Below are 25524 nucleotides of genomic sequence, written 5' to 3'. Positions count from 1 at the left end.
TACTTCGATCCAGACAAGCCGCCTTTGTATCCAGACAACATGTCCAGAACCTACATCAACTTGCCCGATTTCGACGTATTGCCGGCCCCGGTGTACTTTCGCTATTCGGAGTTTGCCGCCGATAGTCATGCTTCCAGCCATCAACATGCATGGGGCTCCCTGGATTACTCGGCCCGTGGCGTGATGCGCTTTGAGGTGGGGGGCAATCGGTTTATGTCGCCGCCGCAATACGCGGTGTGGATCCCGCCCAACACCCAGCACAGCTCCTACAACGCCCAGGCGATTGTCTACCGCTCGGTGTACCTGGCGCCGTCCTTGTGCGAGCAATTGCCCACGCAGCCCTGCACCCTGACCATCAGCGACATCCTCAAGGCCATCCTCAGTGACTTTGCCGAGCGCGACGTCAACATCCCCGCCAACGAGGCCGACGTGCGCCTGGCCCAGGTGCTGGTGGATCAACTGCGCCAGGCGCCGGTGCATGATTGTTTCCTGCCCTATGCCAGCAGCCCCGGCCTGCTCAGCGTGCTCGAAGGCATGCAGGCGGACCCTGGCGACAGCCGCGCGTTGGCGCAGTGGGCGCAGCAGGTGCATGTCAGCGAGCGCACCCTGGCCCGGCAATTTGTGCGGGAACTGGGCATGAGTTTTGGTGAGTGGCGCCAGCGCCTGCGCTTTCTGGCGGCCATTGAGGCGCTGGAAAGCAGTCGCAGCGTGCAGGAAGTAGCGTTTGACCTGGGCTACAGCACCGCCTCGGCGTTTATTGCGATGTTCCAGCGCCAGGCCGGCAGTACGCCGGAGCAGTATCGACGGACGAACCTACGTAGTAGGTGAAGGTGTAACAGGCTTTGTCTACACTGCAGGGGAGGCCGCGCCCCTCGGCGTGGTAACAGGGAGAAAACTCCATGAAGATGTTGCGTATTCCGTTGTTGATGATCGGTCTGCTGCTCTGTTCCCAAGGGTTTGCGGCCACTGCCCAGCAAAACAAAATGACCACCTGCAACGCCGAAGCCTCCACCAAGACCTTGAAGGGCGATGATCGCAAGGCTTTCATGAAAACCTGCCTCTCGGCCCCGGCCGCCAACGACGCCAAGACCCTGACCCCGCAGCAGCAAAAGATGAAGGACTGCAACGCGTCGGCCAAAACCAAGGCGCTGGCTGGCGATGCGCGTAAAACCTTTATGAGCACCTGCCTGAAGAATTAATAGCCCCGGACTACCTAAGGCTGCGACACTCGCACAGCCCTTACACCTGTAGGAGCGAGCTTGCTCGCGAAGAACGTGAACGATAACGCCGGCACTCTGGATGAACGCGTTGTCTGGACGTTTTTCGCGGGCAAGCCCGCTCCTACACGTCCTTTAACGCCGTTCGTTTAGAGGCTGTATGCCAACGTTTTCTCAGCGTCATGTGTTGTTGCTGGCCAGCTACATCATCATTTTCGGCGGATTGTTGCTGGTATTGCCGTTAAAACTGCTGCCCAGCCTGTTGGCTGGCTTGCTTGTCTTCGAACTGGTCAACATGCTCACCCCGCAGTTGCAACGGCTGATCGCAGGCCGGCGCGCACGCTGGCTGGCCGTGGCCTTGCTCGGCACGGTGATTGTCAGCGTACTGACCCTGATCTTCGCTGGCGCCATCAGCTTCCTGCTGCACGAAGCGGAAAACCCCGGGGCTTCCCTGGATAAATTCATGGGTGTGGTCGACCGCGCACGCGGCCAATTGCCGCCGTTCCTCGACGCCTACCTGCCGGCCAGCGCCGCCGAATTTCGCGTGGCCATTGGCGATTGGTTGAGCAAGCACCTGAGCGATTTGCAACTGGTCGGCAAAGACGCCGCCCACATGTTCGTGACCCTGCTGATCGGCATGGTCCTGGGCGCCATCATCGCCTTGCAACGGGTCCCCGACCTGACCAAGCGCAAACCCCTGGCCGCCGCGCTGTTCGACCGCCTGCACCTGTTGGTCCAGGCCTTTCGCAACATTGTCTTCGCGCAAATCAAAATCGCTGCGCTCAACACTGTCTTTACCGGGATATTCCTCGCGGTAGTGCTGCCGCTGTGCGGGATCCACCTGCCGCTGACCAAGACCTTGATCGTTCTGACCTTCCTGCTGGGCCTGCTGCCGGTGATCGGCAACCTGATGTCCAACACCCTGATCACCATCGTCGCCCTGTCGCTGTCGATCTGGGTCGCGGTGGCGGCGCTGGGGTATCTGATCGTGATCCACAAGGTCGAGTACTTTCTCAACGCGCGCATCGTCGGCGGGCAGATCAGTGCCAAATCGTGGGAGTTGCTGTTGGCGATGTTGGTGTTCGAAGCCGCATTCGGCCTGCCGGGAGTGGTGGCGGGGCCGATCTACTATGCGTATTTGAAGAGTGAGTTGAAGTTGGGCGGGATGGTCTAAAACTTGAGGGTGTTTGGACTGGCCCTTTCGCGAGCAAGCCCGCTCCCACATTTGGACCGAGTTCCACCTTGGGAATGCAGTCTAAATGTGGGAGCGGGCTTGCTCGCGAAGGCCGCGCCACGGTTCCAGCTAAAGATCAGTAGCCATAGCGCTTACTGGCCTCAATCGCCAACCCACTACCGATGCTGCCAAAGATATTCCCCTCTACGTGCCGCGCATTGGGCAGCATCGCCGAAACACTCTGGCGCAGGGCTGGGATGCCGCTGGAGCCGCCGGTGAAGAACACCGTGTCGACCTGGGCCACGTCCACCGAGGCGTCGTCGAGCAGTTGGCTCACGCTGTTGCGCACCCGTTCCAGCAGGTTGTCGATGGACGACTCGAACAGGGCGCGGCTCAGTTCCACGCTCAGGCCTGGTTCTACCCGGTCCAGCGGCACATGGCGGCTGGCGTCGTGGGTGAGGTGGATCTTGGTTTCTTCCACTTCCATGGCCAGCCAGTGCCCGGCGCGCTGTTCGATCAGCTTGAACAGGCGGTCGATGCCGCCGGTGTCCTCGATGTCGTAGCGCATGCTGCCCAACGCAATCTGGGACTTTTGCGAGTACACCGAGTTGATGGTGTGCCAGGTGGCCAGGTTCATATGGTGGCTGGTGGGCATGTAGGCGCCGCTTTTCATGCGGCTGCCGTAGCCGAACAGCGGCATCATGCCGGCCAGCGAGAGCTGTTTGTCGAAATCGGTACCGCCGATGTGTACGCCGCCGGTGGCGAGGATGTCGTCGTGGCGGTTGTCGTGCTTGCGCCGCTCAGGCGACAGGCGCACCAGGGAGAAGTCAGAGGTACCGCCGCCGATATCGACGATCAGTACCAGCTCTTCTTTTTCAATGGTGGACTCGTAGTCGAAGGCCGCGGCAATCGGTTCGTACTGGAACGAGACTTCCTTGAAGCCGAGCTTGCGGGCCACGTCCACCAGGGTGTCTTCGGCCTCTTTGTCGGCCATCGGGTCGTCATCGACGAAAAATACCGGTCGGCCCAGCACCACTTCTTCGAACTCACGGCCGGCGGTGGCTTCGGCGCGGTTCTTGAGCTGGCCGATAAACAGGCCCAGCAGGTCCTTGAACGGCATGGCCGTGCCCAGCACGCTGGTGTCGTGCTTGATCAGCTTGGAGCCCAAAAGGCTCTTGAGCGAGCGCATCAGGCGGCCTTCGTAGCCTTCCAGGTACTCGTGCAGCGCCAGGCGGCCGTACACCGGGCGGCGTTCTTCGAAGTTGAAGAACACCACCGACGGCAGGGTGATCTTGTCGTCCTCCAGCGCGATAAGCGTTTCCATGCCGGGACGGATCCAGCCGACAGTGGAGTTGGACGTGCCGAAGTCGATGCCGCAGGCACGGGCTGGGGAGGTGTTGTTCATGTCTAACAGGTTCCGGTTAAAAAACGGCCGCGCAGTGTATGTCACTCGCGTGCAGATGCGTAGGCCGACTATCCGCTAAATACAGCAGACTTGTTACCTTGAAAGGTCGGCTCTTTGCCCCCAACTCCTGTGAATACGGTTGGTGGCTGTCGAAAGGATCAAGTTTGTCCTGCAAGCCGCCGATAATTTTCTGACGCACCTCGAACCGCCCCGCAATGCCCCGGCAGGCAGGGCGCGACTGTGCGATCTCGATAACGGATGGTGATGCCCCCATGGATTTCAAAGACTATTACAAGATTCTTGGTGTCGAGCCGACGGCCGATGACAAGCAGATCAAGGCCGCTTATCGCAAGCTGGCCCGTAAGTATCATCCCGACGTCAGCAAGGAAAAGGACGCGGAAGCGAAGTTCAAGGATGCCTCGGAAGCCTATGAAGCGCTGAAAAGTGCGGACAAACGCGCCGAGTACGACGAATTGCGCCGCTATGGCCAGCACGGTCAACCGTTCCAGGGGCCGCCAGGCTGGCAGAGCCGTGGTGGGTTTGGTGGTGGCCAGGACAGCGGTGAGTTCTCTGACTTCTTCAGCTCGATCTTCGGCTCCCGTGGTGATGGCTTTGGTGGCGGTCAGCGCCGTCCTACAGGGCGTAAAGGCCAGGACGTGGAGATGCAGCTGTCGGTGTTCCTTGAGGAGACACTCTCTACCGAGTCCAAGCAGATCAGCTTCCAGGTCCCGCAATACGACGCCTCGGGCCGGCACGTCAGCAACACCACCAAGAGCCTGAACGTGAAGATCCCGGCCGGTGTCGCCGATGGCGAGCGCATCCGCCTCAAGGGCCAGGGTGCGCCGGGGATTGGCGGTGGGGCCAATGGCGACCTGTACCTGATCATCAAGTTTGCGCCGCATCCCAAGTTCGAAGTGGACGGCGAAAACCTGATCATCAACCTGCCCCTGGCGCCATGGGAACTGGCGTTGGGTGCGGAAGTGGCGGTGCCGACCCTCACCGGCAAGATCAACCTCAAGGTGCCGGCCGGCAGCCAGAATGGCCAGCGCATGCGCGCCAAGGGCCATGGCTTGCTGAACAAGGCCGGGCAACGCGGGTATCTGTTTGTGCAGCTCAAGGCGGTAATGCCCAAGAGCTGTGACGATGAGGTCAAGGCGTTGTGGCAGGAGTTGGCGAAGAAAGCCGACTTTGATCCACGGGAAACCTGGACCCGCTAACAGAGGCCTATCGGCGCGGCAGCACCACGGTAAACGTGGTGCCCGCCGCCTCGCTGGAGGCCACTTCAATCGTGCCCCGATGGGCCTGCACCACTTCCTTGACGATAAACAGCCCCAGCCCAAGGCTGGTTGAGGTGCTGCCCAGCTCTTCAGTGGCGCTGCGCACCAGCGGGTCGAAAACGGTGCCCAGCGCCGCCTGGGGAATCGGTGTGCCGTAGTTGTGCATGCGCAATTCCACGCTATCAGGCGTGCCGTTGAGGCTCAGGGTCACGGCCTGGCTGTTGAGGCCGTGCTGCAACGCGTTGCCGATCAGGTTCTGCAGCAGTTGATCAATCCGCCCGCGATCCCACTGCCCTTGGGCATCCCCGTCGATATGCAAGTGAATCTGGCAGTCCGGATGGCCCGCGCACGCTTCGTCGATGGCTTCCTTTGCCGCCTCGGCCAGGCTCATCGGCTTGGGCTCGATGGGCAGGCTGCTGCCCAGTCGGCTGCGCACAAACTCCAGCAGATCGCTGACCATGGCTGCCATATGCCGGGCGCCACTCTTGATATTGCCCACCAGGCCCAGGCCATTGCTGTCCAGCGGGACCTTGCGCAACAACATCTCGGTAGACATCTTCACTGCCTGCAACGGTGCGCGCAGGTCGTGGCCGAGGATGGCGAGGAAAATATCCCGCGAGCGATTGACCTGCTCGGCGTAGGCCGCGGTGGACTCGGCCAGGGCTTCGTCGATGGCTTCGTTGAAACGGATCATGTCCTGGAAATACGTAAGGTCCGGCGCCTCCAGGCTCTCGACCCACAGCCGGATCACACAGGCCCGCAGGTGACGGAACTCGGAGGTCATCTGCACCAGGTCAAAACCCACGGTATGGCGCAGCTCGCCATGGCTGGCGGCGGCTTCGTCCAGGCTCGGGGTTTTCTCCGGGCCTTCGCCCTTGGCCTTGGCCGCTTGTTCGCTGGCGCTCTGGCGGGTGTTCATGTCCCGTGCGGCGGCCAGCAGGATCGAGTGCGCGTGGTCGCGCAGTTGTGTGCGGTCCAGGGTTTCGGCGGCCGGGGTCAAGGTTTCGGCAAACTGCTCCCATTCATCGACGATTCGGTCAGTATGCAACGCGATGAATTCGGATAGGCGCATAGCCAGGTTCCCAAGTGCAAGACAGTGAGCAAACGTGGCGCATCGTAGCGCCAACGTCTGCGAGCTTCACTGGCCCGCTGGCAACCTGCCGATGAACGGTCAGAACAGGAAGTACCGCTGGGCCATTGGCAGCACATCCGCCGGCTCGCACCACAGCAGCTCGCCATCGGCCTTGACCTGGTAGGTCTGCGGATCGACCTCGATGTCTGGCAGGTAGTCGTTGTGGATCAGGTCTGTCTTCTGTACCCCACGGCAGCCCTTGACCACCCCGATCTGCTTTTTCAACCCCAAGGCCTGCGGCAAGCCTTCGGCCAGCGCCGCCTGGCTGATAAACGTCAGGCTGGTGGCGTGCAATGCACTGCCGAAACTGGCGAACATCGGGCGGTAGTGCACCGGTTGCGGGGTGGGGATCGAGCCGTTGATATCGCCCATCAGGCTTGAGGCAATCGCTCCGCCCTTGAGAATCAACGTGGGCTTGATACCAAAGAATGCCGGGCGCCACAGCACCAGGTCGGCCCATTTGCCGGTTTCGATGGAGCCCACCTCATGGCTGATGCCATGGGTGATCGCCGGGTTGATGGTGTACTTGGCGATGTAGCGCTTGGCGCGGAAGTTGTCGTTGCCTGCGCCGTCCCCCGGCAGTGGCCCGCGTTGCTTTTTCATTTTGTCGGCGGTTTGCCAGGTGCGCATGATCACTTCGCCCACGCGGCCCATGGCCTGGCTGTCGGAGCTGATCATCGAGAATGCGCCAAGGTCATGCAGGATATCTTCGGCGGCGATGGTCTCGCGGCGGATGCGGCTTTCGGCGAAGGCCACGTCCTCGGCAATGCTTGGGTCGAGGTGATGGCAGACCATCAACATGTCCAGGTGCTCGTCGATGGTATTGCGGGTGAACGGCCGGGTCGGGTTGGTGGAACTGGGCAGTACATTGGGGAAACCGCAGGCCTTGATGATATCGGGCGCATGCCCGCCGCCGGCCCCTTCGGTGTGGTAGGTGTGGATGGTGCGGCCCTTGAGTGCGGCGAGGGTGGTTTCGACAAAGCCGGATTCGTTGAGGGTGTCGCTGTGGATCGCCACCTGCACGTCGTACTGGTCGGCCACGCTCAGGCAGTTGTCGATACTGGCGGGCGTGGTGCCCCAGTCTTCATGCAACTTCAAGCCGATGGCACCGGCCTTGACCTGCTCGATCAACGGCTCGGGCAGGCTGGCGTTGCCCTTGCCGGTAAAACCTATGTTCATCGGGAACGCATCGCTGGCTTGCAGCATGCGCGCCAGGTGCCACGGACCCGAGGTGCAGGTGGTGGCGTTGGTGCCGGTGGCTGGCCCGGTGCCGCCGCCGATCATGGTGGTGACGCCACTGGTCAGTGCTTCTTCGACCTGCTGCGGGCAGATGAAGTGCACATGGGTGTCGATGCCGCCGGCGGTGAGGATCATGCCTTCGCCGGCAATCACTTCGGTGCTGGCACCGATGGCCAGGGTCACGCCGGGCTGGATATCCGGGTTGCCGGCCTTGCCGATCCCGGCGATACGGCCATTTTTAAGGCCGACGTCGGCCTTGACGATGCCCCAGTGATCGATGATCAGCGCGTTGGTGATCACCGTGTCGACCACCTCGGCGGCCAGCAGTTGGCTCTGGCCCTGGCCGTCGCGGATGACTTTGCCGCCGCCGAATTTCACTTCTTCGCCGTAGGTGGTGAAGTCCTGTTCCACTTCGATCCACAGCTCGGTATCGGCCAGGCGGACCTTGTCACCGACGGTGGGGCCGAACATGTCGGCATAGGCCTGGCGGCTGATTTTCATAGGAGTGTCCTGAAGAATTTTTGTTGAATGTGAATCCGCTATCGCAGGCAAGCCAGCTCCCACATTTGAAATGCATTCCCATGTGGGAGCTGGCTTGCCTGCGATGAGGCCCTAAAGATCACCCATGATCTTCCCGGCAAACCCGAACACCCGGCGCAACCCCGCCAGCTCCACCAACTCCACCTCGCGACTCTGCCCCGGCTCGAACCGCACCGCCGTGCCCGCCGGGATGTTCAGGCGCATGCCGCGGCCCAGGGCGCGATCAAAGGTCAGCGCGTCGTTGGTCTCGAAAAAATGGTAATGGGAGCCGACCTGGATCGGCCGGTCGCCGCTGTTGGCCACGCTCAGGCTCAAGGTGCGCCGGCCCACGTTCAGTTCGATGTCGCCAGGCTGGATCTGGTATTGGCCAGGAATCATGCAGGTTGCCCCAAGGTCTTGAAGTAGATAGCGGTCGGGCTGTAGCGTCCGTCCGGGCTTTGGCAGTAGTCCGGCAGTTCGCCGATCTTGGTGTAGTGCAGGGCCTGGTAGAAGGCTTCGGCCGGGGAGCCGGCTTCGGTGTCCAGGTACAGCAGGCCACGCTTGTGCTGGCGTGCACACAGCTCCAGCGCGTTCATCAATTGATGGCCCAGGCCATGGCGCCGGGCGTCATTGAGCACCAGCAACTTTTGCACCTCGGCGCGGTTGAGGCCGTTGGCTTTCTGGCACAGCGCCAGTTGCACGCTGGCCAGCACCTGTTCATCGCGCACCACCACCCACAGCAGCAGGCTGGCGTCCTCGACGCCGGCCTGTACGCCGTCGAAGTAGGCGCGGGCCTGGGCCGCGTCGAGGTCGGCCATGAAACCCACCGATGCGCCGTGCTTCACGGCGTCCAGCAACAGCTCAATCAGGCCCTGGCGATAATGGGCAAAACTTTCGGCATTCACTCGACGCAGTTGGGTAGCGCTCATCGGTATCACTCCTTGTGCACGGCAGGCGGTTGGGCGCCGGGGTCGAGCAGCAGTTGCATGAAGGTCAGGTCCAGCCAGCGGCCAAACTTGGTGCCCACCTGGGCCATCTGCCCGGTGGTGCTGAAGCCCAGGCGCTCGTGCAGGCGGATCGAGGCCAGGTTGCCGCTTTCGATGGCCGCGACCATCACATGTTTGTCGCAGGTCCTGGCGCGCTCAATCAGTGCCTGCATCAGCAGCGGGCCAAGGCCCTTGCCACGTTGGTCGTTGCGCACGTACACCGAATGTTCGACGGTGTGGCGAAAGCCGTCGAAGGGTCGCCAGTCACCGAACGAGGCATAGCCGACGACCTGCTCGGCATCCACTGCCACCAGGATCGGATAGAACTGCACCTGGCGTGCGCTGAACCAGGCCTGGCGATTGCCCAGGTCCACCGGTTGGTCGTTCCAGATCGCCGTGGTATTGAGCACGGCATCGTTGTAGATATCGCGGATGGCCGGCAAGTCGCCGTGCACCGCGTCACGAATCAGCAAGGACATGGCCGGGCCTCAGGCGATGGGTTGGTGGACGGTCACCAGTTTGGTGCCGTCGGGGAAGGTGGCTTCGACCTGGATATCCGGGATCATTTCCGGGATGCCTTCCATCACTTGCTCGCGGCTGAGCAGGGTGGTGCCAAAGTGCATCAGGTCGGCCACGGTACGGCCATCACGTGCACCTTCCAGCAGGGCGGCGGAGATGTAGGCGATGGTTTCCGGGTAGTTGAGCTTCACCCCGCGCGCCAGGCGGCGTTCGGCCACAAGGCCTGCGGTGAAGATCAGCAGTTTGTCTTTTTCCCGTGGGGTCAGGTCCATGGTCAGCAATCCGTCATAAAAAGCATTCTAAAAAACACCGAAAATCCAATGTGGCAACCGGATCAAATGTGGGAGCTGGCCCAGCTCCACCTTGAATGTTCATGTGTTCCAAATTCTTGGTGGTATGGCCTCACGCCCCAGCAATGCCGGGCGCAACAGCCGCCATAAATCAATCAACCAGGCCCGCGCCAGTAACGTCTCGCTGGCCAGGCAGCGCGCCACCAGCAAACCCGGCAGTTGGGTCAGGTCGCCACGCACTGCATGGGGCAGCGCACGGCATTGTTCAAGCAGTTCGGTATCGATTTCCCCGCTCACCAGCAACGTGGCAAACACCGGCTGCCCATCCAGGCCAATCGGCGAGTCGAGCAGGCCGTCGTCGCCCACAATGCGCTGGCGTTCATGCCACAGCAACTGGCCGTCGCGGCGGATATCCAGGTGCGACTGAAAGTGCCCAAGGTCGAAACGCTCGCCACTGGCCGGGCGCCCCAGCGCCACCACATCCCAGTAGAACAAACGGGCGTCGCCGTGCAGGTCGATGCGGGTACTGAGCTCGGCCTGGGCGGCACTGAACACGATGGTTTCCTGGGGCAGCCACTCCAGGGTGGCGCCGGCCTCAACCGTCAATGCCACTTGCTGATAGGCCGGCCCGCTGGCGCGGTACCACTTGGCGGCGCCGGGGCTGGTCAACTGCACCCATGCACCCTGGCCGACATGCGCCGTGATATCCAGGCGATCCCCCCCGGCAATCCCGCCCGGCGGGTGCACGATAATGTGCTGGCACACCTCGGGACCTTCGGCGTACAGGTGCTTTTGCACCCGCAGCGGGCCCAGGTGGCGGCGCAGCACCGGGCGCGTGGTCGTGCCAAACTGTGCGTAGCCCAACTCCAGCGCGGCGTGCCAGCTGGGGGTGAACAGGGCGGTGGGAGCGGGAACGGTCATGGTCAGGGCTTATCAACGAGACGCTACAGATTAGATGGTAACCAGGCCGCGTACACCCTCGGCTTCCATATTTTCACCACGGCCCTGCTGGACGATTTCACCCCGGGACATCACCAGGTATTGATCGGCCAGCTCGGCGGCGAAGTCGTAGAACTGCTCCACCAGCAGGATCGCCATATCGCCACGTTCGGCGAGCTTCTTGATCACCGCACCGATCTCCTTGATCACCGACGGTTGGATGCCTTCGGTGGGCTCGTCGAGGATCAGCAGGCGCGGGCGGCTGGCCAGGGCGCGTCCGATCGCCAGTTGTTGCTGCTGGCCGCCGGACAAGTCACCACCGCGACGGTGCTTCATTTGCAGCAAGACCGGGAACAGTTCGTAGATAAACGGCGGCACTTCCTTGGCTTCGCTACCGGGGAAACGTGACAGACCCATCAGCAGGTTTTCTTCCACCGTCAGGCGGCCGAAAATCTCCCGGCCCTGGGGTACGTAGGCGATGCCGGCGTGTACCCGTTGGTGCGGCTTGAAGCCGGTGATGGCTTTGCCTTCCCAGTTCACCGCGCCTTCCTTGGCCGGCAACAGGCCCATCAGGCATTTGAGCAGGGTGGTCTTGCCCACGCCGTTGCGCCCCAGCAGGCAGGTGACTTCGCCGACTTTCACGTCAAAGGACAGGCCGCGCAGGATGTGGCTGCCGCCGTAGTATTGGTGCAATTTATCGACTTGCAGCATGTTCAAATTCTCCTCAATTCCCTGTAGGAGCGAGCTTGCTCGCGAAAAACGCCAAGGCGCCGCGGGCATTCAGGCTCGGCGCGTTATCGTTGACGATCTTCGCGAGCAAGCTCGCTCCTACAGAGAGCAACCCGCATCGGGTTCAGCGACCGAGGTACACCTCGATGACGCGCTCGTTTTCCTGCACCTGTTCCAGCGACCCTTCGGCCAGCACGCTGCCCTGGTGCAACACCGTGACGTGGTCGGCAATCGAGCCGACAAAGCCCATGTCGTGCTCCACCACCATCAGCGAGTGCTTGCCCGCCAGGCGCTTGAACAGCTCGGCGGTGAACTCGGTCTCGGCGTCGGTCATGCCTGCCACCGGTTCATCGAGTAGCAACAGTTGCGGGTCTTGCATCAGCAACATGCCGATTTCCAGGAACTGTTTCTGGCCGTGGGACAGCAAGCCGGCCGGGCGTTGCACTGATGCTGTGAGGCGAATGGTGTCCAACACCTCGTCGATGCGGTCTTTCTGCTCGCCGCTCAGGCGTGCGCGCAGGCTGGCCCACACTGACTTGTCGGTTTTCTGCGCCAGCTCCAGGTTTTCGAACACGCTCAGGGCTTCGAACACCGTGGGCTTCTGGAACTTGCGGCCGATGCCGGCCTGGGCGATCTGCACTTCGCTCATGCTGGTCAGGTCCAGGGTTTCGCCGAACCAGGCCTTGCCGTGGCTGGGGCGGGTCTTGCCGGTGATCACGTCCATCAGCGTGGTTTTGCCTGCACCATTGGGGCCGATGATGCAGCGCAATTCGCCGACGCCGATGTACAGGTTCAGGTCGTTGAGCGCCTTGAAGCCGTCGAAGCTGACGCTGATATCTTCCAGGGTCAGGATCGTCCCATGGCGGGTGTTGAGGCCCTTGCCTGCGGCCTGGCCGAGGCCGATGGCGTCGCGGCTGCTGCCGGCATCTTTGTTGGGGTCGAGAACAGGTTCGAGCATAAATTCAGCCGTCGGTGTGATTCTCATTGTTCGCCCTTCTTCTTCAGCAGGCCGATGATGCCCTTGGGCAAATACAGCGTGACGATGATGAACAGCGCGCCGAGGAAGAACAGCCAGTATTCCGGGAAGGCCACGGTGAACCAGCTCTTCATGCCATTGACCACGCCTGCGCCGAGCAGTGGGCCAATCAAGGTGCCGCGCCCGCCGAGGGCAACCCAGACAGCCGCTTCGATGGAGTTGGTCGGTGACATTTCGCTGGGGTTGATGATGCCCACCTGCGGCACATACAGCGCCCCGGCCAGGCCGCACAACACCGCGCTCAACACCCACACGAACAGCTTGAAGCCGCGTGGGTCATAGCCGCAGAACATCAGGCGGTTTTCTGCATCACGCAGGGCCGTCAGCACCCGGCCGAACTTGCTCTGCGCCAGGCGCCAGCCGATGTACAGGCTGGCCACCAACAGCAGCACCGTAGCCAGGAACAGCACCGCGCGGGTGCCCGGTTCGGTGATGCCGAAGCCGAGAATACTGCGGAAATTGGTAAAGCCGTTGTTGCCGCCAAACCCGGTCTCATTGCGGAAAAACAACAGCATCCCGGCAAAGGTCAGGGCCTGGGTCATGATCGAGAAATACACGCCCTTGATCCGTGAGCGGAAGGCGAAGAAGCCGAACACCAGCGCCAGCAAGCCCGGCGCCAGGACCACCAGGCACAGGGCCCAGAGGAAGTGCTCGGTACCGACCCAATACCACGGCAGTTCGGTCCACGACAGGAACGTCATGAACGCCGGCAACTCGCTGCCGGCGGCCTGGCGCATCAAGTACATGCCCATCGCGTAGCCGCCGAGGGCGAAGAACAGGCCGTGGCCCAGGGACAACATGCCGGCGTAGCCCCACACCAGGTCCAGCGCCAGGGCGACGATGGCGTAGCAGAGGATCTTGCCCACCAGGGTCAGGGTGTAGGCCGAGACGTGGAATGCACTCTCTGCGGGCAACAGTGACAACAACGGCAACGCCAGCAGCACGGCGAGGATCACCACGCCCACCGCAATCGTCACCTTGGGGCCGGCCTTTTGCGCGGCCGTAAGCATCAATGGCTGGTTCATCAGTCGATCACCCGTCCTTTCAGTGCGAAGAGTCCCTGCGGGCGTTTCTGGATAAACAGAATGATCAGCGCGAGGATCAGGATCTTGCCGAGCACGGCACCGATCTGCGGTTCAAGAATCTTGTTGGCAATCCCCAGGCCAAAGGCGGCCATGACACTGCCGGCCAACTGGCCGACCCCGCCGAGCACCACCACCAGGAACGAGTCGATGATGTAGCTCTGGCCCAGGTCCGGGCCGACGTTGCCGATCTGGCTCAGGGCCACGCCGCCCAGGCCTGCGATGCCGGAGCCCAGGCCAAACGCGAGCATATCCACGCGCCCGGTGGGTACGCCGCAGCAGGCAGCCATGTTGCGGTTCTGGGTCACGGCGCGCACGTTGAGACCCAGGCGGGTCTTGTTCAGCAGCAGCCAGGTCAGCACCACCACGCACAGGGCGAAGGCGATGATCACGATGCGGTTGTACGGCAGCACCAGGTTGGGCAGCACCTGGATCCCGCCCGACAGCCACGCCGGGTTGGCCACTTCAACGTTCTGCGCGCCGAACACCAGGCGCACCAACTGGATCAGCATCAGGCTGATGCCCCAGGTAGCCAGCAGGGTTTCCAGCGGCCGGCCATAGAGGTGACGAATCACCGTGCGTTCCAGAACCATACCGATGCCGGCGGTGACAAAAAACGCCACCGGCAGTGCGATCAACGGGTAGAACTCGATGGCCTGGGGCACGTAGCGCTGCATCAGCAACTGCACCACATAGGTGGAGTAGGCGCCGAGCATCAGCATCTCGCCGTGGGCCATATTGATCACGCCGAGCAAGCCGAAGGTAATCGCCAGGCCCAGGGCCGCCAGCAACAGGATCGAGCCCAGGGACATACCGCTGAAGGCCTGGCCGAGCACTTCGCCCACCAGCAGCTTGCGCTTGACCTGGGCCAGGCTGGTTTCGGCGGCGGTGTGCACCGCCGCGTCAGCCTCGACACCGGGTGCGAGCAGGGCTTCCAGGCGGGTACGGGCCAACGGGTCGCCGGTGTCGCCGAGCAGGCGCACGGCTGCCAGGCGTACTGCGGGGTCGGAATCGACCAGTTGCAGGTTGGCCAGGGCCAGGCTCAGGGCGCTGTGGACGTCGTTGTCGGCTTCGTTGGCGAGTTGCTGGTCGAGGAATTTCAGTTGTGCAGGCGTCGCACTTTTTTGCAGTTGTTGCGCAGCCGCCAGGCGCACCTTGGGTTCGGTGGCGAGCAACTGCTGGCTGGCTTGCACGTTGTTGATCAAGCCGCGCAGGCGGTTGTTCAGGCGTACGGTCTTGGTTTCGCCGTTTACCGTGAGTTGGCCTTGTTGCAGGGCGTTGACCAAGTCGGTACGCGCCGGGTCGGGCTGGGCGGCCCAGTCCTGCAACAGTTTGGCCTGTTGCGTGGGGTTGGCCGCGAGGAAATCTTCGGCATCGCCTGCGTGTGCGGCCAGGGGCAGCAACAGCAGGCAGGCCAGGATGAGGCGGTGGAGGGCAGTGGGCATAAACAAATGTCCTGGTCATGCGCGGACTAGGTTTATGTGGGAGCGGCGGTGCGACGATTCGACTTGCTCGCGAAGGCGGTGCGTCAGTGATGGATATGTTGACTGATACACCGCCTTCGCGAGCAAGCCCGCTCCCACATTTGATCTGTGGTGCGGCTTAGTTGCTCTTCACCGCGTGATCTGGCTTCTTGTCGTTGCCAGGGATATACGGGCTCCATGGCTGGGCACGGATCGGCCCTTCGGTCTGCCAGACCACCGAGAACTGGCCGTCAGACTGGATCTCGCCAATCATCACCGGCTTGTGCAGGTGGTGGTTGGTCTTGTCCATGGTCAGGGTGTAGCCCGACGGTGCGGCGAAGGTCTGGCCGGCAAGGGCTTCACGCACCTTGTCGACGTCGGTGGACTTGGCTTTCTCCACCGCCTGCGCCCACATATGGATGCCGACGTAGGTGGCTTCCATCGGGTCGTTGGTCACGGCCTTGTCGGCGCCCGGCAGGTTTTTCGCCTTGGCATAGGCTTTCCAGTCGGCGACGAACTTGGCGTTGACCGGGTTCTCTACCGACTGGAAGTAGTTCCACGCCGCCAGGTTGCCCACCAGTGGTTTGGTGTCGATGCCGCGCAGCTCTTCTTCGCCCACCGAGAACGCCACCACCGGAACTTCGGTGGCTTTCAGGCCCTGGTTGGCCAGTTCTTTGTAGAACGGTACGTTGGAGTCGCCATTGACGGTGGAGATCACCGCCGTCTTGCCACCGGCGGAGAATTTTTTGATGTTGGCGACGATGGTCTGGTAATCGCTATGGCCGAACGGGGTGTAGACCTCTTCGATGTCTTTGTCGGCGACGCCTTTGGAGTGCAGGAAAGCGCGCAGGATTTTGTTGGTGGTGCGCGGGTACACGTAGTCGGTGCCCAGCAGGAAGAAGCGCTTGGCGCTGCCGCCTTCCTCGCTCATCAGGTACTCCACCGCCGGGATTGCTTGTTGGTTCGGCGCGGCGCCGGTGTAGAACACGTTGGGCGACATTTCTTCGCCTTCGTATTGCACCGGGTAGAACAGCAGGCCATTGAGTTCCTCGAACACTGGCAGCACCGATTTACGCGATACCGAGGTCCAGCAGCCGAACACCACTGCGACCTTGTCCTGGGTCAGCAACTGCCGCCCTTTTTCGGCGAACAGCGGCCAGTTGGACGCAGGGTCCACCACCACCGCCTCCAGCATCTTGCCGTTGACGCCACCCTTGGCGTTGATCTCGTCGATGGTCATCAAGGCCATGTCTTTGAGCGACGTTTCGGAGATCGCCATGGTCCCGGACAGCGAGTGCAGGATGCCGACCTTGATGGTCTCGGCGGCCTGGACGGTCCAGGTCAGGCCCATGGCAGCAATGGATGCCGACAGGGTGAAAGCCTTGATCAAGCTGCGACGCTTCATGGTGCGGTCTCCAAAACTCAATATTTTCAGGGGGCAGATAGGGGCGTTGCCAGAGCGTTTGCAAAGGCTGTGCCTATTGGCTGCACTGCTCTGTTTTGTGGGCCATGGGCTTAACCGGTCAGTCACGCTGCACCAAGTGGGGGCTTGCTGGAGGTGCTGGTGCGTGGCGTGCGCCCGAACGGGGCAGGACGTGTGGCCCGGTGGATAACTATTTAGCGCCCTCTCGTTCGCGCCAACGGTAAAGATCGCCGTGACCCTGGCCAGCGTCTGGTCACGGCACATTTGAGGGGGATGTCATGGAGCGACCTAAGCGCGGTTGGTTCGGTAACGGCTTGAAGTCAGATGCGGTACTACCGCCAGTGGGGCCAGCCTTTATCACCATGGATGATGCGGCCCGTTATGCCCATCAACAGATCGGCAAGCGGCGCGATGTGGAGTACGGCGGGGTGATCCTGGAGAGCTTGTCGGACGGCTACTTCTATGCCACCGAGCCTATACCGGGCGAGCGCAATAGCTTCGATACCTGGAAGGTGCTGAAAGTCGATAGCGATGGCCAGTACTTGCACCCGCCAGGCTATCGGTGCGTGGCCGACTATCACTCCCACCCCGATATGTTCGATGAGTTTAAAGCCAACTACCCTGAGTTTTCCGAGCGTCAGGTCAGGGGGCTGAACGGTTTTTTTTCGGATATTGACCTGAGTATCAATATTCTGGAGCGAGGGTTTTTCTCGGCCTCTTATCTGTCCGGCCCCGATGGTGGGTTGCTCAAGCATGTCACTACCGGCTCGGCTGAGGAGCAGCGTTTTGGTGTGTGGCTCGATCAAAAGCTGGCGTTCGGTCATGCGGATGGCCCGACCGATAACAAACCGGAGAGCCTCTTCCAGAAGACCGCCAGTGTCAGCCAACTGTCCATCGTGGTTCCCAGTACTTTGTGGGGCGGCGCGACAGGTACAGTGCCCAGGCAATGGCGGCCATTTACAGCCTTTGTCTCGCGCACCTACGAGCTGCCGGCTTGCGGGCCTGTGCACGCAGGGCTTGATGCCATGCTGGCCGTATTGCAGCAACGCAACCCACAGCGTGCCTTCATCCTCAAAGATGCCAACAAAGAAGACTATGTGCTGGTCGAGCCCCCGGCCGGTGGGCCGGTTCCGGTATCCATCCAGCAACTGTTTCCGCGCACCCCGGATGGTAACCGTGTGTCACACGAGAGCTTTTATTGGGTCGCTGTCTATCTGGGCCGGTCTCCGGTGCCCCTGCGTCTCGCGCCCAAGGAACCGTGGCTGTACCGTAACTTTTTTAGCCCGCTGGAGTTGGCGACCCAGCTTTACCATGGGCTTCTATCCAGGGATTTGCTGGGGCCGGAGCGTCGGCTGTTTTTCTATCGCGACCTCAATGATGGGGCGTTGTTGCAATATCAGTGCGCGTTCTCAACCGCCGAGGCCGAACTGTTTCGTGTCGAGCCGGACGGCCAGGTAGTGGATAACCAGATCGATTCGGCGCTGCTCGCGGGTACGCTGCTCCCTCGGGACTTTGTCCTGCGCGTGGCGGTTGGCGGGTATCTGTCGGTGATCCGGACCGGTAAGATCTGGGACAAGCTCGGCCCGGTCGATGCGCAGTGGCGAGCTATATCGAGGGTTCCCATGCCCGTACTGAGTCCGCCCTTTGTCACGGCCGATGATGCTGCGCGTTGGGCTCACAACCGGATCGGCGATCGACGCGAAAGGGCGTATGGCGGTGCGGTGCTGCAACAAGACGCGCGTTATTTCGCTACGGAACCGCTGGCCGCTGCGTCGATTCAGTTTGATTTTCGCGCCATCATGGCCACCGATGAGCATGACGCCTTCGTTGCACCGGCCCCCTTTAGCTGCTACGCCTTTTACCACTCGTACCCAGCGGGTTCTCCGGGTGAGCAGGGGTCGCAGACTGATCTCTCTGCCGATCAGGCCGTGATATCTATCAGTTTTTTCTCGTCGACCGACCAGGCGTTTATCATTGGCAATCGCGCGTTTGCCCCGGCCCACTACCTGTCAGGCCCGCAGGACTCGTTGCTCAAGTACGTGAGCAGTGGTTCAACGACGGAGCAGACGCTACTCAAGCAACTAACCGGTGAGCTGGAGAGCAAGACGAGTACGGAGTTTGAAGGGGCTATCTGGAATTTTGCCGATGCGGGCGACCTGCGGGTGGTGTTGCCCAGCCGTGTCTGGGGCGGCGTTCGCGGTCGTGTTGCCAGAGGTTGGCGGGTTGGCAATCCGGTCATCCCTACAGGCACCGTGCAGGAGCAGCCGTTCTTTACGCCGCAGGCAAGCATGGGGCAAGTGGTCGCGCTGATCGCCCTGAACGATATCAATGGTATGCCGGCAGGCGCTTACCAGGGATTTGTGCTTAAGCACCAGAGTGCCCCGAGCTATATTGCTACCCTACCGGTTGCAGCAGGCACAACCCTGGCCAGCCTGTTCCCTGCCCGTAGCGACGGTCAGCCGGAACTGCTCTCTAATTATCGCCTGGTCGGCGTTTACCGTAACGTGTTCGCCTCCGAGCCGAGGCAGTTGCCGGCCAATGAAGCCTGGCTGTACAAGCGGTTTGCCCCACCTGCGGTGTGGGTGGAGGCCATGACCCTGGCCCTCGCTACCTTCAGGCAGCAGATCGCCGGGTTGGGGCTCAAGTTGTATCTGCAAACCGCTGATCAGGCGCTGCTGCATTGGCAGGTGCCGAGTGTCGATTCCTCCAACGAACTGTTTACCGTGGCCGGCCAGGTGGTGATCGACAAAGGCAACCAGGCCGCCTTGCTCGATGGCTCATTGACGCCACGGGCGTTCGTGCGTCGGGTAATCCGCGCCGGGGAGCTGTCGGTGCTGCAGCAGAGCGGTTTATGGAATGTGCTGGGGCCGATGCATGACCGTGAACTTCTGCCACTGGGCTCGGGCCCCACGTCGCTGAGTGCGGCATTCCTGACGGCCGATGACGCCGCGCGCCATGCCCACGAGAGGATCGGCTTTCGTCGGAGTAGCGCCTATGGTGGCTATATCCTCAAGAGGGCCGACGGGCGATTTGTGTTCACTGAGCCCGTGGTCATTCATGGCGATGGCTTTGTCTCCGACCTGCTGCGCCCGGTGCCGGGCGGCGGCTTGCTGGTGCCTGCGGCGGGCTATGAGCTTGACGCCCGCTATGCCTCCAGGGGGGCCTTGTCCTTGAGTGACCTGGAACGTCATCGACGTCTTGACTGGAGCTTTGCCGATCTGGAAGTCAATGCCACGATGTTCTCCGATGTGGAGATCCGTTCGGTGATCGAGTCTGGGCTGCCGGCCTATCTGAGTGGTTCGCTGAACAACCTGATCGGCTACACCCCAAGCGGCTCGGCCAATGAGTTGCTGGTGCTGAACAACACCACTCGTGAGCCAGGCCAGCACGGGTATTTCGAGCGCCTGGAAACCGGCAGGCTTAAACCTGTGGACATCGTCAGCCGCCTGGCGGACGCGGGCAATCTGCAGGTTTTGGTGCACAGCCCACTGTGGGGGCCGCGTGGCAGGGTCTATGACGACTGGACGCCCAATTTCGAGTACGCCTCAGTTGACCTGCAAACCCCGGCGTTCAGTGCCATTTTCAATCAGCCGGATGCTGCGGCAATCAATGCCCATGTCCGAGGCCATGGGCAAAACCTCGATGCTCAGGGGTATACGGCCTACCTGCTCAAGCACCCGCAAAAGAGCGAGTATATTGTCAGCGAACTGGCCCCAGCAGAGTCCGGCAGTTGGTTGAGTGACTCCTCTTTGGGTGCTGGCTATCTGGCGGGTGGCGACTTTGCCCACGGCTTTGTGGTGGTCGGATTGCTCTACTCTCAGCAGTGGCTGCCCAGTGGCCTGCCAACCACACAGGCTTGGTTGACCCAGTTCTTTGCAACACCGAGCTTGCTGCAGCGGGCCGAAAAGGATGCACGCTATTTGCTGCGCTCTGGCGCGGTGGGTGTACTGCCGGTTTATCTATCGACGCTGGAAGGGGCGTTGCTGCGCTTTCAGCCGCCCGGAATTTCATTGTTCACGGGCGGGGAGAATGGTGAGGAGGTCAGCGTACAGGGCATGCGCCTGAGCAATGGCACCCTGGATATTCGGCGTTTTGTTTCATTGATGGCGCAAACCGGAGGGTTGACGGTGCTGTATTCCAGCCCGTGCTGGGACCGCCGAGGGGCGTTGAGCAAGCTGCCTTCGCAGTGGCGACCCTATGAACACTTGCTTCGTCGTCGCCTGGGGCCGGTTTTTTATGATCAGGATGACGCGGCCCGTTATGCCCGTTCTCGGCTCAAGGGCATGAACGGTGGGCTGTCGGGCGGGCTGATTCTCAAACGACCGGATGGGTTGTTTGTCGCCACCGAACCGGTGAGAGTCCCCAGGGAGGACTTCGATCCCAAGTGGGTTTTTCCTGATGAGATTGTCGGGGTTGGTGGGTTTCCTGCGGCGCACACCATCGTGGCGCGTTATCGCTCCAGCCCGGGGCGCGAACTGCCGTTCGCCCTGGATGCCACGCAACGTGACATCTACCGCAACATGTTGTCGACGCGGGTCATTGGCGCCGCGCTTTCTGCTTCCGATACCCATTTGAATCGCGAATATCTGTTTGGCGCTGACGGCAGTGTGTTGAGCTATAGCCGTAGCGGCTCGGCATTGGAAGCTCACTTGAAAGTCGATTTGCAGCCCTTGAACCTGGTACGCGCGGATCGACTGGAAAACACCCTTGAGCACCAGATCCGCTCTGGGGCGCTCAAGCCTGAGGCGTTCGTCGTTCGCTTGAGCAAGGCCGGCACCTTGCGCGTGGTGGAGGGCAGCAAGGTCTGGGGGGGACCCAGGCGGTTGTTGGGTTTCCAGGCCAACGCCGATATCCCGTATGCCATGCAGATCCAGAATGCGTTGGCCGAGCCTGCCTTCAGCCCGGTTTTTGCCCAGGAGCAGGATGCTGTGCGTTATGCCCATGAGCGTTGCCAATACGATGACATGTTGAAGTTCGGTTATGTATTCAAATCGACGCGTAAAGAACAGTACATGGTGACGTTGCCGCTGACGCGGCTGAGCTACTGGAAGTACGAGCAGGTTTTCCCCTACGGTCTGTTTCCTCAGGGGTACGTGCTAGTAGGGATTTATCTCTGCGCTTCGCTTGAAACCCTGACGCCTGCGCCTGATCCTCATCAGCAGACGTTCCTTGCCCCGATGGACATGGACAACGGGCTCCGCTTTTCCCGGCGCGCGGTGCAAAGCAAGACCTTGAGGTTGTACCTGTCCTGTCCGGACGGGGCGTTGATCCGGTACCTGTCTCTGGACACTGAAGAGGTACTGGATTCCCGAGCGCATTTCCCTGCGATCCGCCAACAGTTATACGAGGGTAAAATCACCCTGCTCGACTATGTGCATGACCTGGCCCGTCACGGCAACCTGGACGTCTTGGTTGAGGGCAAGGTCTGGGCCGGCACGAATCGGATCACCCCAGGCTGGGTACCCGGAACGGGCGAGGGCTTTTCCGATTATCCGATGGGCTGCGGTCCGCTGTTTTCCCACAGTGATGATGCTGCCCGTGATGTTCAACGCGGCTTTACAACGGCCAAGGGGCACAACTATGTCACGGCAATCCTGGCAGACCCGGCGCATGCTTCATTTATCGCCACCTTGCCGGTGTGGCCGGGAATCGATACGCCAAGGCTGCTGCGCTTGTTCTACACCGGACGATCAGGACCCGTGCAGCCCGCCGTACAACCGACGGATAAACCGGTGCCCTGGCCGGACTTCCCGAACGACTATCGGGTGGTGGGTGCTCAACTGATCTATAAGGACACGCCTCCTGCCAGCCAGTCGGTCGCCAATGATGAGCGCCTGGCCAGTCATTTTATCGAGCCTACCCTCCTCAGCTATTTCATCCGGATCCTCAAGGCGCACTCACAAGCTTCTACAAGCCTTTACCTGGTCACGCGCGGCGGGGCACTGTTGAAGTACATTCCTGGACTCTCTCTGTTGGAAAGCCAACTCATGGTCTCGGCGGCGCGTCTCAAACCCATTGAGTTTTTCAACCGGTTGACGGGCGTGGGCCAATTGTTCGTGCTCGACAGAGACGACTACTGGCGACACGAGGGGGTAATCAAGACCCTTCAAGCGGGCAGTCGCAAGGGCGTACAGACCGATGAGCCATTGCAGATTCGCGACCGCGACGAGCTGTAAGGCGGGCCTAGCGCTTGCGCATCAGGCCGATAAAAAACAGCCCGCCAATCGCCGCCGTGGCCACGCCGATGGGCAGGTCTTCGGGGGCGATCAAGGTGCGCGCGGCAACGTCGACCCAGACCAGGAACAGGCTGCCCAGCAGCACGCACACCGGTAGTGCTCGGCGGTGTTCTGCGCCTACCAGGCGACGGGCGATGTGCGGCACCATCAGCCCGACAAAGCCGATGGAGCCGCTGATCGATACCAGCACGCCGGTCATCAACGAGGCGATCAAAAATACCTTGAGGCGCACATTACGGGCGTTCAGGCCCAGGGTCACAGCGGTCTGCTCGCCGGACATCAGCGCGTTGAGCGGGCGCGCCATGCCCAGTAGCAAAACCAGCCCCAGCAAGACAGTGGCGGTGGGAATCGCCAGCAACTCCCAGCGCGCCAGGCCCAGGCCGCCGAGCATCCAGAACATCACGGCTGACGCCGCGCGATGATCGCCCATGAACAGCAACAGGTTGGCAACCGCCATCATCACGAACGACACGGCCACGCCGCACAGCAACAGGCGATCACTCTCCAGGCGGCCATTACGACTGGCCACTGCCAGCACCACCAGCATGCTCAGCAGCGCGCCGATGAAGGCGGCGGTGGGCAGGGTCAGCAGGCCGATGACTTCGCCGACATGCAGCACCACAATCACCGCGCCCAATGTGGCGCCCGAAGTTACGCCCAGCAGGTGTGGATCGGCCAGGGGGTTGCGCGTGACTGCCTGCAAGACCGCGCCGATCAGCGCCAGGCCGGCACCTACCAGTGCGCCCAGCAACATGCGTGGCACACGGATCAGCCAGACGATATGTTCCTGGCCGGCGCTCCAGTTTGCCTCGCCGATACCCAAGGCCTTGTGCAGCAGAATCCGCCACACCACATCCACCGGCACCCGCGCGGAGCCGAACCCCAGCGAGATGACGCAAGAGACCAGCAACAACACGCCAAGGGCACTCAGCAGCAGGGCATAACGACGGTCGATCATTGGCCGTGGAACCCCTTGGCCAGGGTCTCGACCGCCAGCACATTGTCGATGCCCGGCGTGGCTTGCACGTAAGGGATCACGATGAAACGCTGGTTCTTGATCGCGTCCACCGATTGCAGTGCCGGGTTATCGAGCAAAAACTGCTGTTTCTGCTCGGCGGTGATTTCGCTGTAGTCGACGATCACGATCACCTGCGGGTTGCGTTCGACCACGGTTTCCCAGTTGATCCGGGTCCAGCTGGCTTCGACGTCATCGAGGATATTGCGCCCGCCGGCAGCATCGATCAGTGCTTGCGGCATGCCCAGGCGCCCGGAAGTCATGGCGCGGTCTTCTCCGCTGTCGTAGAGAAATACCCGTGGTTTTTCGGCGGGCAGGGTTGTCTGCACCTGGGCGACCTGGGCCTGCATCTGTGCGATCAAGGCATTGGCGCGGTCCTGCACGTCGAAGATCTTGCCCAGGTTGCGCAGGTCGTTATAGGTGTCGTCCAGGGTTGCAGCGGGGCGCTTCATCACAAAAGCACAGGACTCGGTCAGCTCCAGCACATTGATGCCCAGGGGTTGCAGGGTTTGCGGCGTAAGGTCGCCACCCACGCGCATGCCGTAGTCCCAGCCGGCGAAGAAGAAATCGACGTTGGCGTTGAGCAAGGTTTCCACCGACGGATACTTGCTGGCCAGTTCCGGCAGACCGTCGAGGATCTGCGCCATCTCGGGCGTGACCGACTTCCAGCCGGTCACGCCGCTGTAGCCGGCCATGCGCGACTTGAGCCCCAGGGCGAGCATCATCTGGGTCATGTTGATGTCGTGGCTGACCGCATGCCTGGGCGCCTGCTTGAAGGTCACTTCGCGGTTGCAGCTCTGGATCTTCAGTGGATATTGAGTGGCCTCGGCGAACGCCTGGGTCGCACCGCACAGCAGGGTAAAGCACAGCAGGGAACGCAGGATCATGGTTGGGTTATCCAGGTGATTCGTGGGTAGCCGGACAGGGGATGAGTGTCAATCAAGGCTTCGACACCAAACACTTCGCGCAGCAGTTCGGCAGTCAAGACTTCGTGGGGCGTACCGCTGGCAACGATCTGCCCATGGTTGATCACGTACAGGCGATCACAGAAGGCTGCGGCCAGGTTGAGGTCGTGAATGCTGGCCAGGGTGCCGATGTTCAGGCGCTTGACCAGCCCCAGCAACTCCAGTTGATAGCGTGGGTCGAGGTGGTTGGTCGGCTCGTCAAGGATCAGCAGTTGCGGTTGCTGGGCCAAGGCGCGGGCGAGGATTACCCGCTGCTTTTCACCGCCGGAAAGCGTAGCGAAGGCATGCTCTTCAAAGCCCAGCAGGCCGACCGATTCCAGGGCTTGTTCGATCAACTGCCGGTCGTGCCGGGTGTCGCCGTCGAACAGCCCCTTATGGGGCGTGCGCCCCATGGCGACCACCTCATCGACCCGCAGGCCGAAGGCGTCGGGAAATTCCTGCAACACCACGGCGATGCGCTGGGCGCACCAGCGCGAGGATTGCTTCCAGACGTTCTGGTGGTCCAGCAGCACCTCGCCGGCGGCGGGTTTGCTGAAACGATAGGCGCAGCGCAACAGGCTGGTCTTGCCGCTGCCGTTGGGGCCGATCAAACCAACAAACTCCCCCGCACCCACCCGCAGGCTGGCATCACGCAGTTGGAACTGGTGATGACAGTGGCCATGGCCCAAGGGCGACCAGGCGAGGTGGTGAAGGTTGAGTGCGGTCATCGATAATCTCAAGTCAAACATAGATCCAATGTGGGAGCTGGCTTGCCTGCGATAGCATCACCCCGATGTAACTGACAGACCGGGGTGTCTGCATCGCAGGCAAGCCAGCTCCCACAAAATGGACTGCCCCCGAAAAGTTGGACAGTTTCAGCTAGCAGCCTCAGCAGCATG

21 protein-coding genes are annotated in these 25524 nt (G+C 61.6%); 5 read left to right on the top strand and 16 right to left on the bottom strand.

All coding sequences use genetic code 11. The features are described 5' to 3' along the window. Nucleotides 1–39: 39 nt before the first annotated feature. The 3 genes from KL786_RS25005 (at nucleotide 40) to KL786_RS24995 (ending at nucleotide 2391) form a co-directional block, all read left to right on the top strand. On the top strand, nucleotides 40–828 hold the full coding sequence (locus KL786_RS25005) for an AraC family transcriptional regulator (RefSeq protein ID WP_215519326.1): 789 nt from the start codon (nucleotides 40–42) through the stop codon (nucleotides 826–828). A gap of 71 nt (nucleotides 829–899) precedes the next feature. Continuing rightward, nucleotides 900–1199: a PsiF family protein gene (locus KL786_RS25000; RefSeq protein WP_032862388.1), complete on the top strand. Its 300-nt coding sequence runs from the start codon at nucleotides 900–902 to the stop codon at nucleotides 1197–1199. A 178-nt stretch (nucleotides 1200–1377) separates the two neighbouring features. Continuing rightward, the gene (locus KL786_RS24995) at nucleotides 1378–2391 is read left to right on the top strand and encodes an AI-2E family transporter (RefSeq protein ID WP_215519325.1); all 1014 of its coding nucleotides are present in this window, start codon (nucleotides 1378–1380) and stop codon (nucleotides 2389–2391) included. Between the two features lie 136 nt (nucleotides 2392–2527). Here the strand turns inward: KL786_RS24995 and KL786_RS24990 are convergent, their stop codons facing one another. After that, entirely contained in the window at nucleotides 2528–3796 is a 1269-nt protein-coding gene (locus KL786_RS24990; protein ID WP_215519324.1) for an Hsp70 family protein, read from the bottom strand. A gap of 272 nt (nucleotides 3797–4068) precedes the next feature. Between KL786_RS24990 and KL786_RS24985 the strand changes: the two genes are divergently transcribed. After that, a complete protein-coding gene (locus tag KL786_RS24985; RefSeq protein ID WP_215519323.1) occupies nucleotides 4069–5013 on the top strand; it encodes a DnaJ C-terminal domain-containing protein in 945 nt (314 codons plus the stop codon). Nucleotides 5014–5020: 7 nt separating this feature from the next. On the opposite strand, the gene KL786_RS24980 is transcribed toward KL786_RS24985, so the two are convergent. The 12 genes from KL786_RS24980 to urtA all read right to left on the bottom strand — a co-directional run bounded on the left by KL786_RS24980 (nucleotide 5021) and on the right by urtA (nucleotide 16412). Then, nucleotides 5021–6145 carry a sensor histidine kinase gene (locus KL786_RS24980; RefSeq protein ID WP_215519322.1) on the bottom strand — a complete coding sequence of 375 codons (1125 nt, stop codon included), beginning with the start codon at nucleotides 6143–6145 and terminating at the stop codon, nucleotides 5021–5023. Nucleotides 6146–6244: 99 nt separating this feature from the next. Next, on the bottom strand, nucleotides 6245–7945 hold the full coding sequence (gene ureC / locus KL786_RS24975; protein WP_215519321.1) for an urease subunit alpha: 1701 nt from the start codon (nucleotides 7943–7945) through the stop codon (nucleotides 6245–6247). Between the two features lie 111 nt (nucleotides 7946–8056). Beyond that, complete coding sequence (locus tag KL786_RS24970) at nucleotides 8057–8362, bottom strand: urease subunit beta (RefSeq protein WP_215519320.1); 306 nt, start codon at nucleotides 8360–8362, stop codon at nucleotides 8057–8059. Continuing rightward, nucleotides 8359–8892, bottom strand: coding sequence for a GNAT family N-acetyltransferase (locus tag KL786_RS24965; protein ID WP_215519319.1), 534 nt, complete (start codon nucleotides 8890–8892; stop codon nucleotides 8359–8361). Before KL786_RS24965 ends, KL786_RS24970 begins: the two co-directional genes overlap by 4 nt. A 5-nt stretch (nucleotides 8893–8897) precedes the next feature. Further along, entirely contained in the window at nucleotides 8898–9428 is a 531-nt protein-coding gene (locus KL786_RS24960; protein ID WP_215519318.1) for a GNAT family N-acetyltransferase, read from the bottom strand. Nucleotides 9429–9437: 9 nt separating this feature from the next. After that, nucleotides 9438–9740: an urease subunit gamma gene (locus KL786_RS24955; RefSeq protein ID WP_032862374.1), complete on the bottom strand. Its 303-nt coding sequence runs from the start codon at nucleotides 9738–9740 to the stop codon at nucleotides 9438–9440. A 99-nt stretch (nucleotides 9741–9839) separates the two neighbouring features. Next, nucleotides 9840–10679 (bottom strand): urease accessory protein UreD, encoded by an 840-nt coding sequence (locus tag KL786_RS24950; RefSeq protein WP_215519317.1) that lies wholly within the window; start codon nucleotides 10677–10679, stop codon nucleotides 9840–9842. Between the two features lie 30 nt (nucleotides 10680–10709). Next, entirely contained in the window at nucleotides 10710–11408 is a 699-nt protein-coding gene (gene urtE / locus KL786_RS24945) for an urea ABC transporter ATP-binding subunit UrtE (protein ID WP_032862370.1), read from the bottom strand. Nucleotides 11409–11550: 142 nt separating this feature from the next. Next, entirely contained in the window at nucleotides 11551–12411 is an 861-nt protein-coding gene (gene urtD, locus KL786_RS24940; RefSeq protein WP_032862369.1) for an urea ABC transporter ATP-binding protein UrtD, read from the bottom strand. Continuing rightward, the gene (gene urtC, locus KL786_RS24935; RefSeq protein ID WP_215519316.1) at nucleotides 12408–13487 is read right to left on the bottom strand and encodes an urea ABC transporter permease subunit UrtC; all 1080 of its coding nucleotides are present in this window, start codon (nucleotides 13485–13487) and stop codon (nucleotides 12408–12410) included. Before urtC ends, urtD begins: the two co-directional genes overlap by 4 nt. Continuing rightward, complete coding sequence (gene urtB / locus KL786_RS24930; protein ID WP_215519315.1) at nucleotides 13487–14989, bottom strand: urea ABC transporter permease subunit UrtB; 1503 nt, start codon at nucleotides 14987–14989, stop codon at nucleotides 13487–13489. The genes urtC and urtB overlap by 1 nt, the downstream gene beginning before the upstream one ends. A gap of 157 nt (nucleotides 14990–15146) precedes the next feature. Continuing rightward, nucleotides 15147–16412: an urea ABC transporter substrate-binding protein gene (gene urtA, locus KL786_RS24925; RefSeq protein ID WP_215519314.1), complete on the bottom strand. Its 1266-nt coding sequence runs from the start codon at nucleotides 16410–16412 to the stop codon at nucleotides 15147–15149. A 296-nt stretch (nucleotides 16413–16708) separates the two neighbouring features. Between urtA and KL786_RS24920 the strand changes: the two genes are divergently transcribed. Further along, on the top strand, nucleotides 16709–22606 hold the full coding sequence (locus KL786_RS24920) for a DUF4329 domain-containing protein (RefSeq protein ID WP_215519313.1): 5898 nt from the start codon (nucleotides 16709–16711) through the stop codon (nucleotides 22604–22606). 7 nt (nucleotides 22607–22613) lie between these two features. On the opposite strand, the gene KL786_RS24915 is transcribed toward KL786_RS24920, so the two are convergent. From KL786_RS24915 to KL786_RS24905, 3 genes are read right to left on the bottom strand one after another with little or no spacing between them, the layout of a single operon-like run. Beyond that, the gene (locus tag KL786_RS24915; protein ID WP_215519312.1) at nucleotides 22614–23624 is read right to left on the bottom strand and encodes a FecCD family ABC transporter permease; all 1011 of its coding nucleotides are present in this window, start codon (nucleotides 23622–23624) and stop codon (nucleotides 22614–22616) included. After that, nucleotides 23621–24568 carry an ABC transporter substrate-binding protein gene (locus KL786_RS24910; RefSeq protein ID WP_215519311.1) on the bottom strand — a complete coding sequence of 316 codons (948 nt, stop codon included), beginning with the start codon at nucleotides 24566–24568 and terminating at the stop codon, nucleotides 23621–23623. Before KL786_RS24910 ends, KL786_RS24915 begins: the two co-directional genes overlap by 4 nt. Continuing rightward, entirely contained in the window at nucleotides 24565–25353 is a 789-nt protein-coding gene (locus KL786_RS24905) for an ABC transporter ATP-binding protein (RefSeq protein WP_215519310.1), read from the bottom strand. Before KL786_RS24905 ends, KL786_RS24910 begins: the two co-directional genes overlap by 4 nt. Nucleotides 25354–25524 lie beyond the last annotated feature (171 nt).

The sequence above is a fragment of the Pseudomonas sp. TAE6080 genome (assembly GCF_018732265.1).
In the GTDB taxonomy this organism is placed as follows: domain Bacteria; phylum Pseudomonadota; class Gammaproteobacteria; order Pseudomonadales; family Pseudomonadaceae; genus Aquipseudomonas; species Aquipseudomonas brenneri.
This window is presented reverse-complemented; position numbering and strand designations above follow the sequence as displayed.